Source organism: Bradyrhizobium sp. ARR65, assembly GCF_000472385.1.
GTDB lineage: Bacteria > Pseudomonadota > Alphaproteobacteria > Rhizobiales > Xanthobacteraceae > Bradyrhizobium.
Map to the genome: position 1 here is coordinate 145,168 of NZ_AWZU01000011.1, position 20,312 is coordinate 165,479.

Annotated in this window: 22 protein-coding genes; 17 read left to right on the plus strand and 5 right to left on the minus strand. The window is 63.1% G+C overall.

Annotated features, from left to right (window positions below; translation table 11 throughout):
- Positions 1-36: 36 nt before the first annotated feature.
- Genes F758_RS0115200 through F758_RS0115215 form a run of 4 tightly spaced genes read left to right on the plus strand, consistent with a single transcriptional unit; the run spans position 37 to position 3,726 of the window.
- Complete coding sequence (locus F758_RS0115200) at positions 37-462, plus strand: hypothetical protein (protein WP_024508650.1); 426 nt, start codon at positions 37-39, stop codon at positions 460-462.
- A complete protein-coding gene (locus F758_RS50845) occupies positions 462-614 on the plus strand; it encodes a DUF5989 family protein (RefSeq protein ID WP_198026499.1) in 153 nt (50 codons plus the stop codon). The genes F758_RS0115200 and F758_RS50845 overlap by 1 nt, the downstream gene beginning before the upstream one ends.
- On the plus strand, positions 615-2,444 hold the full coding sequence (locus F758_RS0115210; protein WP_024508651.1) for a carbamoyltransferase family protein: 1,830 nt from the start codon (positions 615-617) through the stop codon (positions 2,442-2,444).
- Between the two features lie 43 nt (positions 2,445-2,487).
- The gene (locus F758_RS0115215) at positions 2,488-3,726 is read left to right on the plus strand and encodes an NAD(P)/FAD-dependent oxidoreductase (RefSeq protein ID WP_024508652.1); all 1,239 of its coding nucleotides are present in this window, start codon (positions 2,488-2,490) and stop codon (positions 3,724-3,726) included.
- 2 nt (positions 3,727-3,728) lie between these two features.
- Here F758_RS0115215 and F758_RS0115220 read toward each other — a convergent pair whose 3' ends face one another.
- Entirely contained in the window at positions 3,729-5,018 is a 1,290-nt protein-coding gene (locus F758_RS0115220) for a polysaccharide deacetylase family protein (RefSeq protein WP_024508653.1), read from the minus strand.
- A gap of 94 nt (positions 5,019-5,112) precedes the next feature.
- Positions 5,113-5,916, minus strand: coding sequence for a polysaccharide deacetylase family protein (locus F758_RS0115225; RefSeq protein ID WP_024508654.1), 804 nt, complete (start codon positions 5,914-5,916; stop codon positions 5,113-5,115).
- Positions 5,917-6,149: 233 nt separating this feature from the next.
- Here F758_RS0115225 and F758_RS0115230 point away from each other — a divergent pair, with 233 nt between their 5' ends.
- The 3 genes from F758_RS0115230 (at position 6,150) to tolA (ending at position 8,234) form a co-directional block, all read left to right on the plus strand.
- Positions 6,150-6,449, plus strand: coding sequence for a helix-turn-helix domain-containing protein (locus tag F758_RS0115230; RefSeq protein ID WP_024508655.1), 300 nt, complete (start codon positions 6,150-6,152; stop codon positions 6,447-6,449).
- A 100-nt stretch (positions 6,450-6,549) separates the two neighbouring features.
- Complete coding sequence (locus F758_RS0115235; RefSeq protein ID WP_024508656.1) at positions 6,550-7,368, plus strand: aldo/keto reductase; 819 nt, start codon at positions 6,550-6,552, stop codon at positions 7,366-7,368.
- A gap of 59 nt (positions 7,369-7,427) precedes the next feature.
- Complete coding sequence (gene tolA, locus F758_RS0115240) at positions 7,428-8,234, plus strand: cell envelope integrity protein TolA (protein WP_024508657.1); 807 nt, start codon at positions 7,428-7,430, stop codon at positions 8,232-8,234.
- A gap of 185 nt (positions 8,235-8,419) precedes the next feature.
- Here the strand turns inward: tolA and F758_RS0115245 are convergent, their stop codons facing one another.
- Positions 8,420-9,103: a DUF599 domain-containing protein gene (locus F758_RS0115245; protein WP_024508658.1), complete on the minus strand. Its 684-nt coding sequence runs from the start codon at positions 9,101-9,103 to the stop codon at positions 8,420-8,422.
- An 84-nt stretch (positions 9,104-9,187) separates the two neighbouring features.
- Between F758_RS0115245 and F758_RS0115250 the strand changes: the two genes are divergently transcribed.
- The 5 genes from F758_RS0115250 to F758_RS0115270 all read left to right on the plus strand — a co-directional run bounded on the left by F758_RS0115250 (position 9,188) and on the right by F758_RS0115270 (position 12,538).
- Positions 9,188-9,847 carry a glutathione S-transferase family protein gene (locus tag F758_RS0115250; RefSeq protein WP_024508659.1) on the plus strand — a complete coding sequence of 220 codons (660 nt, stop codon included), beginning with the start codon at positions 9,188-9,190 and terminating at the stop codon, positions 9,845-9,847.
- A 97-nt stretch (positions 9,848-9,944) separates the two neighbouring features.
- The gene (locus F758_RS0115255) at positions 9,945-10,346 is read left to right on the plus strand and encodes a YidB family protein (protein WP_502689155.1); all 402 of its coding nucleotides are present in this window, start codon (positions 9,945-9,947) and stop codon (positions 10,344-10,346) included.
- A gap of 215 nt (positions 10,347-10,561) precedes the next feature.
- Positions 10,562-10,765 (plus strand): hypothetical protein, encoded by a 204-nt coding sequence (locus F758_RS0115260; RefSeq protein ID WP_157450028.1) that lies wholly within the window; start codon positions 10,562-10,564, stop codon positions 10,763-10,765.
- A gap of 281 nt (positions 10,766-11,046) precedes the next feature.
- Positions 11,047-12,063, plus strand: a complete 1,017-nt coding sequence (locus tag F758_RS0115265; RefSeq protein ID WP_024508662.1) for a hypothetical protein — start codon at positions 11,047-11,049, stop codon at positions 12,061-12,063.
- A 34-nt stretch (positions 12,064-12,097) separates the two neighbouring features.
- Positions 12,098-12,538, plus strand: coding sequence for a DUF1489 family protein (locus F758_RS0115270; protein WP_024508663.1), 441 nt, complete (start codon positions 12,098-12,100; stop codon positions 12,536-12,538).
- Here the strand turns inward: F758_RS0115270 and panC are convergent, their stop codons facing one another.
- Complete coding sequence (gene panC / locus F758_RS0115275; protein ID WP_024508664.1) at positions 12,539-13,390, minus strand: pantoate--beta-alanine ligase; 852 nt, start codon at positions 13,388-13,390, stop codon at positions 12,539-12,541.
- 302 nt (positions 13,391-13,692) lie between these two features.
- Between panC and F758_RS0115280 the strand changes: the two genes are divergently transcribed.
- From F758_RS0115280 to F758_RS0115295, 4 genes are all read left to right on the plus strand, one after another.
- Positions 13,693-14,613, plus strand: a complete 921-nt coding sequence (locus F758_RS0115280; RefSeq protein WP_024508665.1) for a division plane positioning ATPase MipZ — start codon at positions 13,693-13,695, stop codon at positions 14,611-14,613.
- Positions 14,614-14,894: 281 nt separating this feature from the next.
- A complete protein-coding gene (locus tag F758_RS0115285) occupies positions 14,895-15,785 on the plus strand; it encodes an alpha/beta fold hydrolase (RefSeq protein ID WP_024508666.1) in 891 nt (296 codons plus the stop codon).
- A 161-nt stretch (positions 15,786-15,946) separates the two neighbouring features.
- Positions 15,947-16,630: a VWA domain-containing protein gene (locus tag F758_RS0115290; protein WP_245286505.1), complete on the plus strand. Its 684-nt coding sequence runs from the start codon at positions 15,947-15,949 to the stop codon at positions 16,628-16,630.
- Positions 16,631-16,668: 38 nt separating this feature from the next.
- The gene (locus F758_RS0115295) at positions 16,669-17,394 is read left to right on the plus strand and encodes a DnaJ domain-containing protein (RefSeq protein ID WP_024508668.1); all 726 of its coding nucleotides are present in this window, start codon (positions 16,669-16,671) and stop codon (positions 17,392-17,394) included.
- 347 nt (positions 17,395-17,741) lie between these two features.
- Here F758_RS0115295 and F758_RS0115300 read toward each other — a convergent pair whose 3' ends face one another.
- Positions 17,742-19,541 (minus strand): D-alanyl-D-alanine carboxypeptidase, encoded by a 1,800-nt coding sequence (locus F758_RS0115300; RefSeq protein WP_024508669.1) that lies wholly within the window; start codon positions 19,539-19,541, stop codon positions 17,742-17,744.
- Between the two features lie 393 nt (positions 19,542-19,934).
- Here F758_RS0115300 and F758_RS0115305 point away from each other — a divergent pair, with 393 nt between their 5' ends.
- On the plus strand, positions 19,935-20,276 hold the full coding sequence (locus tag F758_RS0115305) for a phasin family protein (protein ID WP_024508670.1): 342 nt from the start codon (positions 19,935-19,937) through the stop codon (positions 20,274-20,276).
- Positions 20,277-20,312 lie beyond the last annotated feature (36 nt).

Here is a 20,312-nt window from a genome sequence, read left to right on the forward strand (position 1 = left end):
GCCCGCGAACGTGTGAGGTCGTATCGACAATTTTCGATGAAGCAGTCAACCCACGAGAGTTTTATCCGCGAGGAAGTCACAGAGCCCGGCTCAGACCGGACCTTTGGGCTCGCCATGGCGGGTGCGCTCGCGGCCGTCAGCCTCCTGAACGGCTGGCATTACGGGCGGCTCTGGCCGTGGTCTTCGCTCGCCGGCGCATTGTTCCTCATTGCGGCGTGGCTGCGGCCGTCCGCGCTCCATCCGATCAACCGCCTGTGGATGAAGCTCGGACTGCTTTTGCACAGGATCGTCAACCCGATCGTGATGGGGCTCTTGTTCTACGGCACCATCCTTCCCACCGGGCTTGTGATGCGGATGCGGGGCAGGGACTTGTTGCGCTTGCGACGTGATCCCGACGCTGCGACCTACTGGATCGCGCGCCCACCGGGGCCCGCGCCTGAGACCATGAGAGACCAGTTTTGATGACGGATTTTCTCGCCGAATTGTGGCGCTTCATGCGCGTGCGCAAGAAATTCTGGCTGTTGCCGATCCTCGCGATGATGGTCGTGTTCGGCGGCCTCGTGGTGCTGACCAAGGGAACCGTGTTCGCCCCGTTCATCTACACGCTGTTCTAAATGCGCATTCTCGGCATCTCCGCCTTTTACCACGACAGCGCTGCAGCGCTGGTTGAGGATGGCCGCATTGTCGCGGCCGCCCAGGAGGAGCGCTTTACCCGCAAGAAGCACGATCCGTCTTTCCCGAGACACGCAATCCGCTACTGCCTGGAAACGGCAGGTGCGAAGCTCGCCGAGATCGATCACGTCGCGTTCTACGATAAGCCGTTCTTGAAATTCGAGCGGCTGCTCGAGACCTATATTGCGCTGGCGCCGCAAGGCTTCCGTTCCTTCCAGATGGCGATGCCGCTGTGGCTGAAGGAAAAGCTGTTCCAGAAGAGTCTGTTGCGAAAGCATCTAAAAGAGTTCGACGAAGAGATTGCGCCTGAAAAGCTGCTCTTCACCGAACATCATCTGAGCCACGCGGCATCCGCTTTCTTTCCTTCGCCTTTCGACAAGGCCGCGGTGCTCACGATGGACGGCGTCGGCGAGTGGGCGACGACGTCGGCAGCGATGGGCGAAGGCAACCGGCTCGAGATCTTCCAGGAGATTCACTTTCCCCATTCGCTCGGGCTGCTTTATTCGGCGCTCACGTACTACACCGGGTTCAAGGTCAATTCCGGCGAGTACAAGGTGATGGGACTCGCGCCCTACGGCGAGCCCAAATATGCGCAGCTCATTCTGGATCACCTCATCGACCTGAAGCCGGACGGCTCGTTCCGGCTCGACATGTGTTATTTCGACTATTGCACCGGTCTCACCATGACCAACGAGCGGTTTGCAAAACTGTTCGGTAAACCGGTGCGGGCGCCCGACGAGCTGTTGACCTCGTTTCACATGGACGTTGCCGCCTCCATCCAGGCAGTGCTGGACGAGGCCGTGCTGCGGCTGACGCGCAGTCTCGCGAGCCAGACTGGCGCGCGCAACCTGTGCCTGGCCGGGGGCGTTGCGCTGAACTGCGTCGCCAATGGCAAAGTGCTGCGTGACGGCAAATTCGAGCGGATCTGGATTCAGCCCGCGGCGGGCGATGCGGGCGGCGCGGTCGGTGCGGCGCTCGCCGCTTATCATCAGTTCAAGGGCCAGCCGCGTCCGATTCCGACTGGCGACGGGATGTCGGGCGCGTTTTTAGGGCCGCAATTTTCGCAAGAGGAGATCGAGCGCAGGCTCGGCCAAGCGGGGGCGCGCTTCGCGGTGCTGCGCGAAGACGAGATGATCGCGGCGACCGCGCAAGCGCTGGCCGATCAGCTCGCGGTCGGCTGGTTTCAGGGCCGCATGGAATTCGGCCCGCGCTCGCTTGGCGCGCGCTCGATCCTTGGCGATCCACGCTCGCCGACCATGCAGAAGAACCTCAATCTCAAGGTTAAGTATCGCGAGAGCTTCCGCCCCTTTGCTCCCGCGGTGCTGCGTGAGGACGTCGCCGATTGGTTCGAGCTCGATTCCGACAGTCCTTATATGTTGATCGTCGCCGACGTCAGGCGCGAGAAGCGGCGCGCGATGACGGCGGCAGAACAGGCGTTGTTCGGCATCGACAAGCTCAATGTCGCGCGCTCGGACATCCCCGCCGTGACCCATATCGATTATTCCGCCCGCATCCAGACGGTGAGTGCCGCCACCAATCCGCTGTTCCATCGACTGCTCACGCAATTCAAGGCGCTGACCGGCTGTCCGGTCCTGGTCAACACCAGCTTCAACGTGCGGGGCGAGCCGATCGTGTGCACGCCGGAAGACGCCTTCCGCTGTTTCATGGGAAATGAGCTCGATCTGCTCGTCGTGGGCAATTGCGTGCTGAAGAAATCGGAGCAAGATCCTGCGCTCAAGCAGGATTACAGCTCGGCTTTCGAACTGGATTAGCGGGCCGCTCGGCGCGGACAGCGGGATAACTGGACTTTCTGCCATGAGAAGCGCGATCGTTCTGGGCAGCGGGATGGTCGGGGTGGCCACCGCGCTCCATTTGCGGCGTCGCAGCTGGTCGGTGGCGCTCGTCGACCGCAAGCCGCCGGGACAGGAGACCAGCTATGGCAATGCCGTGATCATCCAGAGTGAGGCGTTGCGGCCTTATCCGATGCCGCGGGACTGGCGCTCTTTGCAGCGGATCGCAACCGGCCGAACCAATGACGTGCGCTATCGGATGGCGACGCTGCATCATCATCTCGGCCCGCTGCTCAGCTACTGGTGGCACTCGGCACCGGGGCGGCATGATCGAATCTCGGCGGCCTATGCCGAGATCATCAGCCGTGCCGCGCGGGAGCATGAAGATCTGATCGGCGAGGCCGGGGCAGGCGCGCTGGTGCGCCGCGAGGGTTTTCGCGTGCTCTACCGCGAGCAGTCTGCATTCGACGCTGAGGTCGCTGCGGCCGAGGCCCTGCATGCGGTTCACGGCGTGAAGTTCAGCGTTTTGACGGCGCACGAGCTCAAACAGGCCGAGCCGGGCCTGATCGATGCCGGCCTAGGCGGGTTGCATTGGCTGGAACCGTGGACTGTTTCCGACCCCGGTGGGCTCGTTGCGGCCTATGCCAAGCTGTTTGAACGTTCAGGCGGGACGATCGTGCACGGTGACGCCGCCACGCTAACCGAACGCAACGGCGTTTGGTCGGTCACAGCCCGCGATGGGCGCATCGACGCTGAGGCCGTCGTGGTCGCGCTGGGACCGTGGTCGCCGAACGCCTTGCGAAAATTCGGTTACCGGATTCCGATGGTCCGCAAGCGCGGCTATCACCGGCACTATGCAGGCGGCAGCACGCTGCGTCTGCCGTTGCGCGATGTGGCTTCCGGCTATGTGATAGCGCCGATGAAAAACGGCCTGCGCATCATTACCGGGGCCGAGCTTGCGATGCCCGACGAAAAACCAACGCCGGTGCAGCTTGCACGCGCGGAGCAGGCAGCGCGCCAAATCATCGATCTGGGGCGGCCGGTCGAAGCCGAGCCGTGGTTCGGCACCCGGCCATGCATGCCCGACATGCTGCCGGTCTTGGGACCTGCCTCTCGGCACAAGCGGCTGTGGATGCATTTCGGGCACGGCCATCAGGGCTTTACCCTGGGACCGGTAACGGGGCGACTGCTGGCCGAACTGATGAGCGGCGAGACGCCGAGCGTGGACGTCTCGGCCTATCGGGCTGATCGCTTCGAAGGCTGATCCTAGCGTTCGCGTTTCTTGAGGCTGGCCACCTTCACCGGGTGCCGCACGCCCTTCTCGCCACGCACCTGTGCCTTCGGCTCAGCCTTGCCGCCACGGGCAACGCGCTTCTGCGAGCCAGCGGCGCGGGCGAAGGCTGTTCGCGCCGCATTTGCAGCGGCTGCCTGCGGTGTCTCGGCTGCAGCCGTCGCCAGCGGCGTCTGCGCTTTCTCGGGGATCTCGAACAGGCTTTCCGACGGCGCCGGGAGCGTCGTTGCAGCAGTGTTCGCCGGCTGTGCCGTCGGGTTCGGCCAAGTGGTGGCTTCGATCGGCCGTTTGACCCGGTCCAACGGTTCGCCGCTCAGCAGCAGTTTGCCGTCAAGCGTACCGAAATCAGACGACGGTGCCACCAGGCGTTCCGCCTCGCTGAAGACGAAAGTCGGAAGCTTCGCCCCCCCGGCAACCGGCATGGCCTCGGGTGTTGGGCGCATGTGCCAGTCTTGCGGCTCGGTTGGCGTTGCCGGCTGCTCAGGCGTTGCCGGCACGACGTGTACGATGTGATAGCCGCGCGCTTTCATCTCATGCAGGATCATAGGCAGTGCGGCAGCCGTGCGGGCCTGGATATCATGCAGCAGCAGGATACCCTTGTGCTTCTGCTCCAGCCGCTTCATCGCAAGCTGATAGACGCGCGCCGGCGGGATGTGGCGCCAATCGTCGGCGACAAAGTCCGCGCTCCAGACCTGAATGCCCTTGGAAGCCAGGTAGTCCTCAACGTTCTTGGCGCGCAACAGGCCGGGAACGCGGAAGAAGGGCGCAAGAGCGTTGGGATCGCTCAGTGCCGCCGTGACGGATGCAATCCCCTCGTCGACCTCCTGCCTGACGCGCTCGTCCGACATCTTCTCGAAAGTCAGCGGATGGGTCTGGCTGTGCGTGCCGAAGGAGTGGCCGGCCGCCACCAGCTTGCGCACGCCTTCCGGATTGGCACGGGCCTGCTGGCCAATCAGGAAGAACGTCGCCTTCACGCAATTATCGGCGAGGATCTGCAGAATCTGGTTGCTGTGACGCGGCAGCGGTCCGTCGTCGAAAGTGAGCACCACCTCATGGTCGCGCAGCGGTAGCGTTTCGGGATATTGCATGGTGCCGATGCGCGGGTGCTCCCGCGGGTCGACCACGATGGTTCGCTCCGTGCCGATCGCATCGGGATGGCCCGGGCATTCGGCCGCGACAGCGGCTTGCGCGGGGAGCCAGGCGAACCCAACGCAAAGGGCGACCCAAGCTCCGATCCGGACGCCAAACGAACCCTTACCGACCATCACGCACCGTCCGTATTCCCACGCCAAATATCTATGACTGCACCTCGTGGGATGAATACAGCATTAACCGTCCAAGTTTCACAAAGATGTCAGATCAGGGCGCCCGGCTCATGTCGGCGGCCCGTGACTTCTGCTGGTCCGCAGCCACCACCTGCACCACGCGGTAGCCGTTCTCCCGCAGATAGCGCAGAAAGGCCGGCAGCATGGCGGCGGTCCTGGCTTTGGTATCGTGCAGAAGGATGATGCCTTTCTGAGCCGCCTTGAGGCGCTTGATCAGCAGGGCTAGTTCCTGCTGCGCCGTCAGCTCTTGCCAGTCGCTCGCCCAGAGATCAGCCCCGAACACAAGGATGCCGTGCGATTGCAGTAGATCGAGCGTTGCGGGTGTGGATTCGAAACCCGGAAAGCGGAAGAACGGGGTCGATGGCGTTGGGCTCGCAACACCGTGAAGCGCCTTTTCATCCGCTGCGATCCCTCGTTCGATCTGGGCCGCGGCCTCGTCGGGCGGAATGCGCTTCAGGCTCGGATGCGACCAGGTGTGATGGCCGATCGTGTGCCCCTCGGCGGCGATCCGCTTCACCAGGTCCGGAAATTCGGACGCGGACCTGCCGATCAGGAAGAAGGTTGCGTGCACGCATTCCTGCGCCAGCGCCTGCAACACCTTCCGCGTCGTCGGCGGCCAGGGGCCGTCGTCGAAGGTCAGCACGACCTCCTTGTCCTGCAGCGGCAAGGTCTGCGGAAAGCTCTTCAAACCGACGCGCGGGAAACTCGCGGCATCGACCTCGAGAATACGCGAGGTGCCCAGCGCGTCGTTGCGCGGGCAAGCGGCGCCTTCGATTGGCGCGCCTGCCGCAACTGGTGCGGCGGCGGTAGAGCAGGACGTGGCCAGCGCGATAAGCAACCCAAAGAGCCATGCTCCAGGACGGCGCCTGGCCGGCAATTCGCTTGGTTGGCCGATGGGGGAACGCATGAGAGTACAGCCCAAGATCACGTGCTTTGTTGTGTCAAACGGTGGTTATCGTTAATCCGACCTTAACGCGCTTGTCCCATCATGGTCCCATCGAGCGCGCACGGCAAATCCACCCCAGCTCTTGTTCCGTGGCGCGCTTGGCAGGCCATGCGCGAGGTTTGAGCATGCAGCGGTTTCGGCTGAAAGCGGATGGACGCATCGTCGAATTGCGCGATGGGCAGGAGTTTCCACTGGCGCCGGATGCACCAAGCGGACGCGCCGAAACCGGGACGATTGAAGTGCGCGACCTGCGCCGCCGCGCACGGCTGACCCAGCAGGAATTTGCCGCGAAGGTCGGGGTGCCCGTCGAAACCATCCGGAATTGGGAGCAGGGCAAGCGCATGCCACGGGGGCCCGCGCGGGCGCTGCTCGCCGTCATTGCCCACGCGCCCGATACCGTGTTTGCGGCCCTGGCGAAAAGTTGATTGGGCAAAGGCCGGATCCAAAGAGGAGGGCCCGGCGCCGCCGGTTGGCACGGCAGTGCCTGCGGGACATAATGACGGCACGACTGGTCAGAGTTCCGTCATGCAATTCATTGAAGCCAATGGCGCCAGGATCCCGGCCATCGGGCTTGGCACGTGGGAGCTGCGTGGGCGTACCTGTGCGCGCATCGTCGAGCAGGCGCTCAAGCTCGGCTATCGCCACATCGACACCGCCCAGGTCTACGAGAACGAACGCGAGGTCGGCGATGGACTGCGCGCCGCGGGCGTAAAGCGCGACGAGGTCTTCCTCACCACCAAGGTCTGGACCAATCATTTCGCGCCGAATGATCTCGAGCGTTCGGCCAAGGAAAGCCTGGTCAGGCTGCGCCAGCCCCATGTCGACCTGTTGCTGCTGCACTGGCCCAATCCGCACGTGCCACTGGCCGAGACGCTGGGCGCGCTGGCGCATGCCAAGCGGCTTGGGCTGACCCGGCACATCGGCGTCTCCAATTTCACCGTGGCCTTGATCGAGGAGGCGGTGAAGGCTTGTCCTGAACCGCTCGTGTGCGACCAGGTTGAGTACCACCCTTATCTCGACCAGGCCAAGGTCAAGGCGGCATGCGCGCAGGCGGGCATGGCGGTGGTTGCTTATAGTCCGGTCGCCAAGGGCAAGATCAAGAACGACGGGACCTTGCTGCGGATAGGGCGCACACACCGCAAGACGCCGGCCCAGGTCTGCCTGCGCTGGTTGGTGCAGCAGAATGTGTCGGCCATCCCGCGCACCTCCCGCATCGAGCGCCTGTCCGAGAACATCGACATTTTCGATTTCGCGCTCTCCGACGAGGAAATGGAGCAGATTTTTGAGCTTGCCAGTCCAAAGGGCCGGCTGACCGATTTTGGATTCGCGCCGAAATGGGATTGAGGCCGCCGTGCCGGCGGCTATGCTGAGACGAGGGACGGCGATCAATTCGGTCGGACAGGATGGACGTTCGGCAGCTCACACGGCCGGGCATTGCAGCGTCGGCAGTAGTGCATCTCGCAGGGCTCGCGCTGATCCTGCTGTTCAGCGAGGTGCATCCGTTCGGCACGGTCACGGCCGAGCCGATCGCGGTCGATCTGGTTACGCCGGAGGAGGCTCCGAAGCCGCCGGAACCTGAGCAGAAGCCGGAGCTGCAATTTCCGCAGCTTGATGCGGCCGCAATGACGCAGCCGGCCGCGTCCCCGCCGCCAACGGAAGCGGCCCAGCCGCCGCAGAGCCAAGCGGCTCCGGAAAGCCATGAAACCGCGGCTCAGCTGCAAGCCGCACCGCAGCAGCCGACCGCCGCAGTCTCGGCAACTTCCGCGTCACCCACCTATACGCCGCCCGAGCCCGATCTGACCGTCAAATATCACGTCATGCTCGGGCTGCCGGACGCCCCGCCGCCTCCAACCTCCACGCCGGACAGGTCGGGCGATGGCATCGACGCGAACGCATCTTCTGCCGCGAACGTGTCCGCGAGCGTGGTGGCCGCATTCCGACAGCACCTGAAGAGCTGCTCGAAGCTGCCGGTGTCGGTGGCGCGATCGGATCATGTCATGGTGAAGCTGCGCGTCATGATGACGCCGCAGGCGCGGCTTGCGGCCGAGCCCATCCTGATCGAAGGCACCGCCTCGCTGAAAGGCGTGGATCTGAAGCAGAGCGCGGTCCGGGCGCTGCTGGCCTGCCAACCCTACGACATGCTGCCGCCGGATCGCTACGGCGAGTGGAAGGTGCTCGATCTCTCCTTCACTCCGCAGGATTTCGTCTAGAGCTGGCCCTCTTGGCCCCAAGCGGACCGAACTATCACCGTCACCCTGAGGCGCCGCAGCGAGGCCTCAAAGCGCGACGGCCCGGCTCTCGCAGCGGGGCCGTTCATCCTTCGAGGCTCGCGTTGCGAGCACGTCAGGATGACGGTCCGAGATGGGTGTGCGCGTCAGGCCAAAGCGATCATGCTTTAGCTTTCCATCGCACGCCAGGCGTTGGAGGCGAACTGGCGCCGCCAGGTCACGATCACGACAGCTGCGGTGGTCACGAACAGGACGTAAGGGCTGATGAACCAGCCGAGATAGCCGAGTGCGAAGAAGAATGCGCGCTGCCCGCGGTTGAAATGCCGCCCGGCTGCCTCGAACAGACGGGTGGTGCGGATCACATGGGCCTCAGCCTCCGCCGTGTCCCGCTTGGTGGCCGGCGGCATCGCGCCGAACAGGATTGCGACATAGTTGAATAGCCGATACGCCCAGGCGAATTTGAAGAAGGCATAGACGCAGATCAGCACCAGGCCGACGCATTTGACCTCCCACAGATGCGCCGAGGGGCTCAAGTCGACCGGCAGTTTGCCGAGCACGATCGCCGCGTCAGCGCCGGCGCGAAGCAGCGCCAGCGCGCCACCGATGGCAAACAGGCTGGTGGAGGCAAAAAACGCGGTGCCGTTCTGCAGCGACGCCATGATCTGCATGTCGACCATGCGGGCCTCGCGGTCCAGCAGCCGGCGCACCCAGATTTCGCGATACACATTCATGCGCGCCGAAAGGCTGTCGCGGCCGTAGGCCGTATGCTCGAGCGTGATGGCGTAAGCCAACCACTCGAAGATGAAAAAGCCTACGGTCAGGATGTCGGCCGTGTACGAATATGAAGCCATGATGCAGCCCCCGCGCTAAAATGGTAAAGCGCGTCAGCGCCGCCCAATAGGCGCGACCATACGCCAAAAAAGGATTCGTGCGGGATGACACTGACGCTCGTGATCGGCAACAAGAACTATTCCTCATGGTCGATGCGGCCATGGCTCGCAATGCGCGCCAGCGATATCGCCTTCGAGGAGGTCTTCATACCGCTCTACACCGACAACCCGGCCGACAAGCAGCGCATCTTGAGCTATTCGCGTTCGGGCAAGGTACCGTCGCTGGTCGATGGCGACATCACCGTGTGGGATTCGCTCTCCATCATCGAATATCTGGCCGAGCGCTTCCCGGAGAAAAAGCTGTGGCCCGAGGACCGCGCCATGCGGGCGCATGCGCGCTCGATCTCCGCCGAGATGCACTCAGGCTTCATGCCACTGCGGAACGAATGCGGCATGAACCTGCACCGGCCGGTCGGCGCCGTCGCGCTGTCGTCGGATGCCCTGGCCAATATCGCGCGCATTGAGGAGATCTGGAGCGAGTGCCGCCGGCGCTTCGGCAGTCGCGGGCCGTTCCTGTTCGGTGCCTTCAGCGGCGCGGATGCGATGTACGCGCCGGTCGTGCATCGGTTCCGCACCTATGCGATCGAGGTGGGGGCGGAGGCGAAGGCCTATATGCAAACGATGATGGCGCTGCCCGCCTTTCGGGAATGGACCGAGGCGGCGCTCGCGGAAACGCTTGTCATCGAAAAGTTCGAGAACGTGTAGATCATGACCGATGAGAGGGAACGCTCCAGACCGTCGCAACGACAATGTGACGACGTCCGCGGCTTGACGGGCAGGTGCCGCCGCGCCTCAATCGGAACTGTTCTGCAGCCCGCAAACAGAGGGAACGACCATGGGTATCTTCGATTCACTAGAAAATTCGCCGGCGTTTAAGAGTGCGCTCGGTCAGCTTGGCGCTGCGGTGCTGCCGGTGGTGATGAGCGAAGTCTTCGGTTCGGGCGGCCAGGGTGGGCTCAATGCGATCGTCGCCAAGCTCCAGCAGGCTGGCTTCGGCGAGCAGGTCAAGTCCTGGATCGGCACCGGCCAGAACCTGCCGATAACCGCCGACCAAATCAGGCAGGTGCTTGGCAACGACACCGTCCGGCAGATCGCTGCCAAGTACAACATACCGATCGATCAGGTCTCGGAGGTGCTGGCGCACCAATTGCCGGTCGCCGTGGACCGCGCGAGCCCCGATGGGAAGCTGCCGCACAATGCGTAAAGGGCGCGCCGGGGCAGGGGCGTAGGGCGACTGTCGCGGGCGGCCGTGAGCCATCCCGGTTAACCTTTTATCACTCTGAAAAGCTTGCGGAATTTGTGGGTTTGCCATGCCGCCATGAAGCTGGCCAATCCGCATGGGCGCGTGCTATACAACCGGCGCTGAATCCAACCGGCCGCTGCAGCGGGACCGTGGGCGCGGACCGGTACTGTTGTGTGATGGAGAGGGCGTTGAAACACAAATTCCCCGTTGGATCGACCGTGTACTTCACTGCAAGCAATATCTCGCGTCCGGCCGCGCGCGGCACCTATGAGGTCATCCGTCAGCTCCCGACCGAAGGTGATGACTGCCAGTACCGGATCAAGAGCGCCACGGAAGCTTTCGAACGGGTCGCGAAGGAAAGCCAGCTCGCCCTCTCGTAACCGAACAGCTAAACACACGACCAGAGTGTTTCCCTTTGAGGCCTGCGCGCTTGGGCCCCCTGGCGCGCCGTCTCCAAGTGTGTTCAACCGCCCGCACACAGTTTGCGGCGATGCCGTCCGATTCGCTTGGAAGCAACTGCCGTATCCGGCAGGACCAAGGCGGAACCTGCGTCTGCGCCGAGCAAAAGGGGCCTCGCGGTCATTCTGCACTACGCATGCCTTGAAGAGGCATTCACCTTGGCTGAGAATGCTTCTCGGGCTGGCTCAGGGATTCTTCGCGCATGAATTGGTCATGGGCTACATCGCTGGACGATTTCTGGCGCTCGTCGGCCTTTCCGATGTGGCTGACGCTGGCTGCGGCGGGCTTTTTCGGGGTTCTCGTCGTGATCACGCTTGTGCGTGCCGAGAAATCGGTCGCCACCGGCGCGCTCACGGTCATTACGCTGTTGGCGGTCGGGATCGCGGTGGCGTCCACGATTCGCGGGTACGGCACGCCGTCTGGTCGTAGCGCTGCAACCGAGGCGCGGTCCGTGGCTCCAATCACCGGCGCCGTATTGCCGTCTCTGGCCTGCCTCGATGACCTTGCCGGCGATGTCGTGCTGGCAGCCTGCGAGAAGGCGGTGTTCGCGTCGGCCGAATCCACTGCTGCCGCGGTGAGCTATATCGCCTCCCAGATTTCGCGCCTGACCGCACTGGGCGATGCCGCGACGGCGGCGAAAACCATGACCCCGGACATGCAGGCGGTGCGCCGTTCGATTGAGCATGACCGCTACGGTCTGGTGGCGCAGGTTCTGCAGGCGCGGGAGCACTGCTCGCCGACCGAATGCAGCGTGTTCCGCTCGCTGACGGATAATCACCAGATCATCACCAATATGGACGAGCATCTCTATGAAGCGCTCGTCAATCGCTATGCCGCGGCGTGGAATGCGCCGCAGACCACGGCTGCCACCGGATCGCCCGCCATGGCTCCGGGCATGGGAGCACTTGCGGCGTTCCCGCCCTCGGCGCCGACGGGTAAGCCGACCAATGCCGAGTTTCCGTCGGCAGCCTCTACGCCTCCTGTGAGCATCATGGCGCCGGAGCCGGGCACCGGTACAGCGGGGCCGGCAGGAGCGCGTTCATCTTCGCCGCCAGGGACTGCGGCAGCGCCGGCCCCACGCCCCAGTCCGGCCGTGGCCGCGGCCAAGAAGACGACACCAAAACCGGCACACACGACACCATCGCCAACGCCAGCGCCCGGGGTAGGGCCAACCCTGCTTTCCCCGACACCTTCTCAGCCCGCGCCATCGAACGATTGATTGCGCCTCCGCCGGTCGTTAGTTTCGAACAACCATGCCGTTGCATCTGATCAAGCTCGCCGTTGGCTGCGATTCCGTCAAAGAGCTGAAAGGATGGGTCGCCGAGCGAATGAAGGTGGCCAAGAAGAAGGGGCTACCGCAGCGGCACGTCCACGTGACCCGGATGACGCCGAAGCGGATCGACGAGATCCTGAATGGCGGCTCGCTTTATTGGGTGATCCGCGGTGAGATCGCGGCGCGCGAGAAGATTGTTGCGATCGAGCCGTTCCGTGACCGCGACGGCATCGGCCGTTGTCGTCTGGTGATGCAGCCCAAGGTGATCGCGGTGTCGCCGCGCCCGATGCGTCCCTTCCAGGGCTGGCGCTATCTCAAGGAAGATGCCGTGCCGCCGGATCTCACGAAGACATCGGCCTCCGCCCTCGCCGAGATGCCCGAACCGATGCGGCGTGAACTGCGCGAGCTTGGGCTGCTTTAGCTAGACTCCCATGTTATCGATCAGGCGGGTGGTTCCGAGCTTGGCGGCGACCAGGATGCGCATCGGTTTTTCGTCGCGCGAGCTGACCGGCGCCAGTGTCTCCGCATGCCGGAGTTCGAAATAGTCCAGCTTAAAGCCCGCTCGCTTGATGATTTCGGTGCCAGCGGCCATCGCCGCCTCGATTTCGGTGCCGCTGCGCAAGAGCCCGGCACTTTCCTTCATGGCGCGGTAAAGCTCGGGCGCAATCTGCCGCTCCTCTGGCGACAAATAGACGTTGCGGGACGACATCGCGAGCCCATCGCGCTCGCGGACGGTTTTTGAACCGATCACCTTGACGCCAAGGTCGAGATCGGTCGCCATCCGCGTCACCACCCGTAGCTGCTGGAAATCCTTTTCGCCGAAAATGGCGACGTCCGGCCGGACCTGCGCGAACAGCTTTGCGACAACGGTTGCGACCCCGCCAAAGAAATGCGGACGGAAACGATCCTCCAAGCCGACTGTCGCGGGTCCTTCCGGCAGGATGCGGGTCGAGAAGCCGTCCGGATACATGGCTTTGACGTCGGGGTGCCAGACGAGATCGACTTTCTCGGCCGCCAGCTTGGCGATATCCGCCTTCCAGGTTCGGGGATAAGAGCCGAAATCCTCCGTCGGTGCGAACTGGGTGGGGTTCACGAAGATCGAGACGACCACTCTGTCCGCGCGCCGCTTCGCGAGGCGGACCAGCGATACATGGCCGTCATGGAGCGCACCCATCGTTGGCACCAGCGCGACGGTGGCTCTGCGGGTGCGGAGACTGTCGACGGCGCGCCGCAAGGTGGGGACCGTGCGGACGATCATGGGACTTCGTGACATCGGGGCTCGACTGGTTTGATGGCGGGACCGCAATATCGCCAGGCTGGCGTAAGGGCGCGCGCATTAACAACAGAGAATTCGACTTTGGCAACAGCGCGGTTGGCGCACCCACGCGCGTCCGCTTCCGTCCTTGTGTTGAACGCGTACATCACTCGTACAAAATTTGTGGGCTCGGCCGCAGAAGATGCAACGCGGACGGGCGAGTCATCAATAAGTGACACGACGTGCGATTTAATGCTGCCTGCGTGCATTTCACTTGACCACAGGCGCGCGCAACTCAAAGATGTCACGGGGATTGAAACATGCTGGTGCAGGCTGGCCAGGGGCGATCGGGCGCCGCCCATGTGGTCGTGATGGGCAACGAGAAAGGTGGGTCGGGCAAATCCACCGCGGCGTTGCACATTGCCGTTGCTCTTCTGAAAGCAGGCCAGCGCGTCGCCACCATCGATCTCGACTCCCGCCAGCAGAGTTTTACGCATTACATCAACAACCGCAGCGCCTGGGCGCGGCGCACCGGCCTCAGTCTCGAACTGCCGGTCCATAGTTGCATCAAGCTCGGCGAGACCATGCAGATCGCCGAGAACGAGAACTCGGAGTTCCAGCAGTTTGCCGAGGCAGTGAGCGCGGTCGAGCGGACCTTCGATTTCATCGTCATCGACACGCCGGGCACCGACAGCTACCTGATGCGGCTTGCGCACTCCATGGCCGACACCTTGGTCACCCCGATCAACGACAGCTTTCTCGATTTCGACGTGCTCGGAACCGTCGACCCCGCGACCTATGCGGTGACCGGCATCAGCCATTATGCGGAGATGGTCCGGGATACCCGGCGCAAGCGCCGCCAGCTCGACGGCGCCACCACCGACTGGATCGTGGTCCGCAATCGCCTGTCGATGCTGGGCTCGCGTAACAAGCAACTCGTCGCCGACGGGCTGAAGGAACTGTCATTGCAACTCGGCTTCCGCGCCATCGATGGTCTTGCCGAGCGCGTGGTCTATCGCGAGTTCTTTCCGCGCGGCCTGACCGCGCTCGATGACATCGACGAGGCGACGCTTGGCACGCGGCCAAGCCTTGGCCATGTTACCGCCCGCGAAGAGGTTACGAGCCTGTTGCGCCAGCTCAAATTACCACTGGATGAACGCGGCCGGCGCCGCGCCGCAAATCGGGCGGAGTGGTTCGCCCAGGTCGATAAGCCGCTCGAGCTGCACGACATTCTCGCTTAGCGCTTTACGGTATCTCCCTACCTAGATTGATCCCGCGCAATGCAAAGCCCGCTCGCGCGGGCTTTTGTGCATTTGAACCGGAGCTTGGCGCAAAGCGTCGAAGTTTAGTGAGGCCGGCAGTTCCTCGTTATCGCCGTGCAATATCTAGGTGCGGCGCACAACGATAAGGCGGCAAATTCACAACATTTGGTCTTCCTGTCACGCAGTCGTTACATATACTAGTGAATAGAGCGACTTTCCGCACTCGAATTGGGCGATCAAGCCGATCTCCGAGGTCAAGAATGAAGCGTGGAATTACCGTTCTTTTGTGTGTCGGCGCCGTTTTCGTCGTTGGCTATATCACGGCGAGCAAATGGGCGATCAAGCACGAGTCTCTGACCTTTTACGATCCGGCGCGGGACAACCGCCCTGTGCCGGTTGATATCGCCGTTCGCCGCGACAAGGAGATGCAGGCGAATGCCGGCATGATCAAGCTGCCGGTTGCGATCCTCAATCACGGCAACACCGTCAAGAACACCGAGTACTCGTTCCTGGCGAACGTGTTCGCCGCGCGCGGTTATATCGTCGTCAGTATCCAGCACGACCTGCCGACCGACCCGCCGATGGTGACCAAGGTTGGTGAGCTCTATGTCGGACGTCTGAAGCAGATCCAGCGCGGCGTTGCCAATATCAGGTTCGCCGTCGAGGAAATGAAGAACGTTCAACCTAATGCGGATTACGATCACCTGACCGTCGTTGGACATTCCATGGGCGGCGATATCACCATGTATTTCGCCAAGCAGTATCCAGAAGAGGTCAAGAAGGTCGTGACGCTCGATAATCTGCGCGTGCCCTTCGTCACCTCGGGCAAGTTCAAGATCCTTTCGTTCCGCTCGCACGATCCGCAGTTCAAGGCCGATCCTGGCGTGGTCCCGACCGAAGACATTTGCGAGAAGGAAGGTATTACGGTCGTAAAGACCGAATTCCAGCATAACGACATGCGCGATACCGGCTCCGAGACGGCCAAGGCCTCGATCCAGAGCATGCTGGATAAATTCCTGGCCGATAGTGATACTTCCGACAGCACGCCGGTTGAAGTCAGCACGCCGAAGGTCTTGGCGGAGCCTGGTCCGGTGGCGCCTTACGTGCCGGTCGGGAAGGAACCTGAGAAGGTAAAGCCGCTGACGCACTAGTTATCCAACCGCCCTTCGGCTGCGACCGAAAGCACTGGCACATCCCGACAAGCCGGCCCAGATTAGGCTCGCCACCAACTGCGAGGGCCTTGGTCGTGTCACGCGAGCCGACCAGAAATGAATTGCCAGACGAGGCCCGACAGGCCGAGCACTCGGGCTCCGTGCCTCAAGCCAAAACATCGAGCTCGGAGGACATCGCGGCCTTCGTCGCCAAGGCGCGGACGATGTCGCCGCATGCAGGCGCGAGAGGGCGGTTGGTGTTCGCGCTCGATGCCACCATGAGCCGCCAGCCGACCTGGGACATGGCCTGCGCGCTCCAGGCAGATATGTTTCGCGAAGCGGCCTCGCTCGGCAGTCTCGATATTCGTCTCGTCTATTACCGCGGGTTCAATGAATGCCGTGCCTCGCGATGGATTTCCGACAGCTCCGAACTCGCAAGATTGATGGCCAAGATCGATTGTCGCGGCGGCAACACCCAGATCGGCAAGGTGCTGGCCGAAGCGAGGCGTGAGGCGGCGGCGTCCGGCGTGCGCGCAGTGGCGTTCGTCGGCGATGCCATGGAAGAGAGCGTCGACGATCTCTGCGCCAAGGCGGGCGAACTCGGCATGCTCAAAGTGCCGGTGTTCATGTTCCAGGAGGGACATGATCCCACGGCCGAGCAGGCATTTCGCGAAATCGCACGCTTGAGCGGCGGGGCGTGGTGCCGGTTCGATCCGGGCGCCGGGGCCCAGTTGCGCGAACTTTTGCGCGCCGCGGCGGCCTATGCCGCCGGAGGGCGCGAAGCCTTAAGGCGGCTCTCGGCCCGCGAGAGCGGCGCGGCCAAGCTGCTCGGCCAGATCAAGTGATCCCTGCTTTTTGCGGCTGATTTCATTATATTGGAGCCATGCCGACCCTGATCGCGGGCGCCGTTGCCGTCCTCACGCTTTACTTGCTGCTGCAGATGTTCCGGGCCGCAAACCCGGCCGTACTCGCGCGCGCGCTCAAGATCGCCGGTGGCGTGGTGGCGTTGGCGGTCGCCGCCTTCGCCGGTTTGCGCGGCGAGCTTGCGGTCGCCATTCCGATCGGCGTGTTTGGCGCGGGCTTGTTGGGCTGGTCGCCGTTCGGATCGTCGGGGTTCGGCAACATCGGCGGCTTGTTTGGCGGCGGCCAGCGCTCCGCAGGACAGCGCTCGCAGGTCCGCTCGCATTTTCTGGAAATGACTCTGGACCACGACAGCGGCGAGCTGAAAGGCCGAATTGTTGCCGGCCCCCATGCAGGGCGCCAACTGGATGAGTTCGACCTGCCGCAGTTGACGGCGATGATCACGGCCTTTGACGCGGAAAGCGTGGCCTTACTTGAAAGCTATCTGGACCGCCGGTTTCCCGCTTGGCGTGAGGACGCGCAGCGAAATGCGGCAGGGGGGCAGCGCCGCGCGACGACGAGCAGCAAAATGACGGAAGAGGAGGCCTACCAGATCCTTGGCCTGCAGCCGGGCGCGGGGCGCGACGAAATCGCCAAAGCCCACCGTACGCTCATGAAGAAACTGCATCCCGACCAAGGGGGGTCGACGTATCTCGCCGCCCGTGTAAACGAGGCCAAGGATACTCTGCTTCGCACGCATCACGGCTGACTCCGGCAACGCCAACAAACGCTACAACCGAAAGCCGCTGGCCGCCTCTGAGTGACGCCGAGGTCGCCCGCCGTTGCGCGGCGTGGTCGATCATTTGTTCCAAAAAGTTCTAACCGCAAATTCTTGACGAGACGTTTGCAGCTTTGCGGCACTGCAGCTCGGCAGAAGCCGCGGTTCTGCCAGAACCGTGACCCGGGCTTTCTGTTCCGACACATCTGCTCCAAGCGAGACGGTCGCCGCGAGGAGGTTCGGGACCGGACTTCCGCCGGACACGCTATCGCACAGACGCAAAAAAGCCCGCGCTTTTGCGGCGCGGGCTCTTGTCTTCGTTCTCGCGGATTTGATGATTAGTTCTTCACGGTGATGCAGGATATTTCGGAACGCTTTAGCGTCCGGCACACCGCTTCCGCCTGATCGCGGTCAAGGCCTGCGAAACGGGCGCGGTAGAGCTTACGCTCGCCTTTGGCGATCACGGGCTCGGTGAAGGGGTCCGCCTTGGCGAGCAGGCCGCGGGCCTGGCTGCGCGCGGCCTCGATGCGTTGCTGTGCCTCGCTTTCACTCTCCAGCGCGCCGACCTGGACGATCCAGCCGGTATGGACGGCCGCGGACTTGCTGACGGCGCTCTGCGGTGCGGGCTGCGATGAGGCGGCATAGGCCATCGCCTGCGGCGGCGAAGAGGAGGGCACGCTCGAGGCGGGGAGGACACCAAGAATGCCGTTGCCGGTACCAAAGCCCGGCGGTTGCGGCGGCAGATCAGTTCTCGCTGTTTCGGGCTTGGCGGTATCGGCTTTTGGCGGTTCGCCGCGACCGGTCTCGGCCCTGGCAACGAGGGCATTGGAGGTTTCGGCGACGTCAGGTCGCGTCGGCGGGAGGGCGCTGGTCACGGGCGGTGCCGGCTGCGACGAGGCTGCGGAAGCGAGCTTCAACGGTCCAGCTTTCACCTGCACGGTCTTCACCCGGACCGGCTTCATGGGCTCCGACGAGCCTGGAATGACTGCCACCGGCTGGCTCTGGATCACGCCGTTGGTGAGCGGAGCGGGATCTTTCGGCTGCGCGGGTGGCACCGCTGCGGTCGCTTGGGCCAGGAGGGACATGCGGGGAGTCGGCGCAGGGGCCTGCGCTGCCGCCGCAGGTTCCGCGACGGCGGCCTGCATGCCCTTTGAGCGGGCATCGGGCGCGTCATCATCGGCGTCAGCCGTGTTGTCCGCGACGTTGTGCTCGGTGATCGCGGCAGCGGTACGGACGGTGGAAGCCTTCTCGAGGTTTTCGGCCAACAGGCTGCGCATGATAGCGTCACGCGAACCGCCACTGCGTCCGCCCATCACCACACCGATCAGGAAACGGTTGCCCCGATGCATCGAGGTGACCAGGTTGAAGCCGGAGGCGCGGGTATAGCCGGTCTTGATGCCGTCGACGCCTTCCACGCTGCCGAGCAGGTGATTGTGGCCGCGGATCGTCTGGCCGTGGAAGGTGAAGGCCGTCGTCGAGAAATAGCGGTAGTAGCGCGGGAAGCGGTCTTGCAAGGCGCGTCCGAGGATCGATTGGTCGCGTGCCGTCGTCACCTGCTCGTCGTTCGGAAGGCCGGATGCGTTGCGATAGACGGTGCGGCTCATGCCGAGTTCGCGCGCTTTGCGCGTCATCATTCTGGCGAAGTTATCTTCGCTGCCGCCCAGTGCTTCGGCGATCACGACGGCGGCGTCGTTGGCGGAGCGAGTGATCAGCCCCTTGATGGCGTCCTCCACCTTGATGGTTTGGCCAGGACGCAGTCCAAGCTTGGTCGGATCCTGCTCGGAGGCGTGTTCCGATACCGGCATTTCGGTGTCGAGCTTGATCTTGCCAGCATCGAGACGCTCAAACAGCAGATAGAGCGTCATCATCTTGGTCAACGAGGCTGGGTGACGAAGCCCATCGGGGCTATTGGCCGTAAGCACGGCGCCGGAGTTGCCGTCGACGATGATCGACGAAAATTTCGGGCTGTAATCGTCGTCCGAGTCCTGATGATGAGAGCGGGCGGCGTGGTGGTGAGAGCGGTGATAGCGACGCGCCTGAGCGCTGTCGGTCGTGACCATCGCGCCGGCCGTCAGCGTGACGAGCCCGAAAATGCTAACTCGCACCAAGCGCGAGGAAGCCAGGTTTTTGCGAAGCATGAATCCCCGTCCCAGTTTCTGACTTGATCACCGGCTCGTGAGGCAAAATTGTGCCCAGTCCCCGCTGATCATTCCCTGCGCGAACGTCGATCCAGGCCATTGGCTTGCCTTGCGGAGTCGAAGTTCAGGCCGCTTTTCTAGCTGAGGCACTGCTCACAAACAGCCTTTTACTGCCTGCGGAAGGGTGAACAGGTCCAGGAATCAGGGTAGGCGGCGAGGGTTGCCAAAGCCTTAAGGAACCCTTGCTCTGAACCCCGGTATTCGCCGGGAATTTTGGCTTATTGTGCAGCGCACAAGATTCTTGACGTTTATTGTGCAATGCAGTATGTAACGATCGCGTCAGGGAGCCGGGACCTCCCGGCTATTCAAGCAGTCTGGGAAAAGGAATTCGTAATGTTCAAGGTTGAGGACTTCCAGAATTACGGCAAGGAGCAGTTCGAAACATTCGTGGCTTCCGCCACAAATGTGCAGAACGGGCTCAGCGCGATCGCGACCGCGTACGGCGACTACACCAAGAAATCGTATGAGGACACCAAGTCGTTTGTGGAAAAACTCTCCAGCGTGAAATCGCTCGACAAGGTGCTCGAGGCGGAGACCGAATACGTCAAGACGGCGTATGAAACCTTTGTCGCGGAGTCGCAGAAGATCGCGGGCCTCTACGGCGATCTCGCCAAGCAGGTGTTCAAGCCGGTGGAAACGCTGGCCGCGAAGTTTGCGCCAACGCCGGCTCAGTAAAGCCGCCACGCCGACGCCATCATCGCCGAAAGCCCG

What these genes read in the sequence shown, in the direction of transcription:
- panC (WP_024508664.1), bottom strand. Translation starts at nt 13,390, where the DNA reads ATGTCACGAAGTCCCATGATCGTCCGCACGGTCCCCACCTTGCGGCGC.
- F758_RS0115215 (WP_024508652.1), top strand. Translation starts at nt 2,488, where the DNA reads ATGAGAAGCGCGATCGTTCTGGGCAGCGGGATGGTCGGGGTGGCCACC.
- F758_RS0115260 (WP_157450028.1), top strand. Translation starts at nt 10,562, where the DNA reads ATGGAGAGGGCGTTGAAACACAAATTCCCCGTTGGATCGACCGTGTAC.
- F758_RS0115230 (WP_024508655.1), top strand. Translation starts at nt 6,150, where the DNA reads ATGCAGCGGTTTCGGCTGAAAGCGGATGGACGCATCGTCGAATTGCGC.
- F758_RS0115280 (WP_024508665.1), top strand. Translation starts at nt 13,693, where the DNA reads ATGCTGGTGCAGGCTGGCCAGGGGCGATCGGGCGCCGCCCATGTGGTC.
- F758_RS0115250 (WP_024508659.1), top strand. Translation starts at nt 9,188, where the DNA reads ATGACACTGACGCTCGTGATCGGCAACAAGAACTATTCCTCATGGTCG.
- F758_RS0115295 (WP_024508668.1), top strand. Translation starts at nt 16,669, where the DNA reads ATGCCGACCCTGATCGCGGGCGCCGTTGCCGTCCTCACGCTTTACTTG.
- F758_RS0115235 (WP_024508656.1), top strand. Translation starts at nt 6,550, where the DNA reads ATGCAATTCATTGAAGCCAATGGCGCCAGGATCCCGGCCATCGGGCTT.
- F758_RS0115220 (WP_024508653.1), bottom strand. Translation starts at nt 5,018, where the DNA reads ATGGTCGGTAAGGGTTCGTTTGGCGTCCGGATCGGAGCTTGGGTCGCC.
- tolA (WP_024508657.1), top strand. Translation starts at nt 7,428, where the DNA reads ATGGACGTTCGGCAGCTCACACGGCCGGGCATTGCAGCGTCGGCAGTA.
- F758_RS0115265 (WP_024508662.1), top strand. Translation starts at nt 11,047, where the DNA reads ATGAATTGGTCATGGGCTACATCGCTGGACGATTTCTGGCGCTCGTCG.
- F758_RS0115245 (WP_024508658.1), bottom strand. Translation starts at nt 9,103, where the DNA reads ATGGCTTCATATTCGTACACGGCCGACATCCTGACCGTAGGCTTTTTC.
- F758_RS0115210 (WP_024508651.1), top strand. Translation starts at nt 615, where the DNA reads ATGCGCATTCTCGGCATCTCCGCCTTTTACCACGACAGCGCTGCAGCG.
- F758_RS0115200 (WP_024508650.1), top strand. Translation starts at nt 37, where the DNA reads ATGAAGCAGTCAACCCACGAGAGTTTTATCCGCGAGGAAGTCACAGAG.
- F758_RS0115305 (WP_024508670.1), top strand. Translation starts at nt 19,935, where the DNA reads ATGTTCAAGGTTGAGGACTTCCAGAATTACGGCAAGGAGCAGTTCGAA.
- F758_RS0115270 (WP_024508663.1), top strand. Translation starts at nt 12,098, where the DNA reads ATGCCGTTGCATCTGATCAAGCTCGCCGTTGGCTGCGATTCCGTCAAA.
- F758_RS0115300 (WP_024508669.1), bottom strand. Translation starts at nt 19,541, where the DNA reads ATGCTTCGCAAAAACCTGGCTTCCTCGCGCTTGGTGCGAGTTAGCATT.
- F758_RS0115285 (WP_024508666.1), top strand. Translation starts at nt 14,895, where the DNA reads ATGAAGCGTGGAATTACCGTTCTTTTGTGTGTCGGCGCCGTTTTCGTC.
- F758_RS50845 (WP_198026499.1), top strand. Translation starts at nt 462, where the DNA reads ATGACGGATTTTCTCGCCGAATTGTGGCGCTTCATGCGCGTGCGCAAG.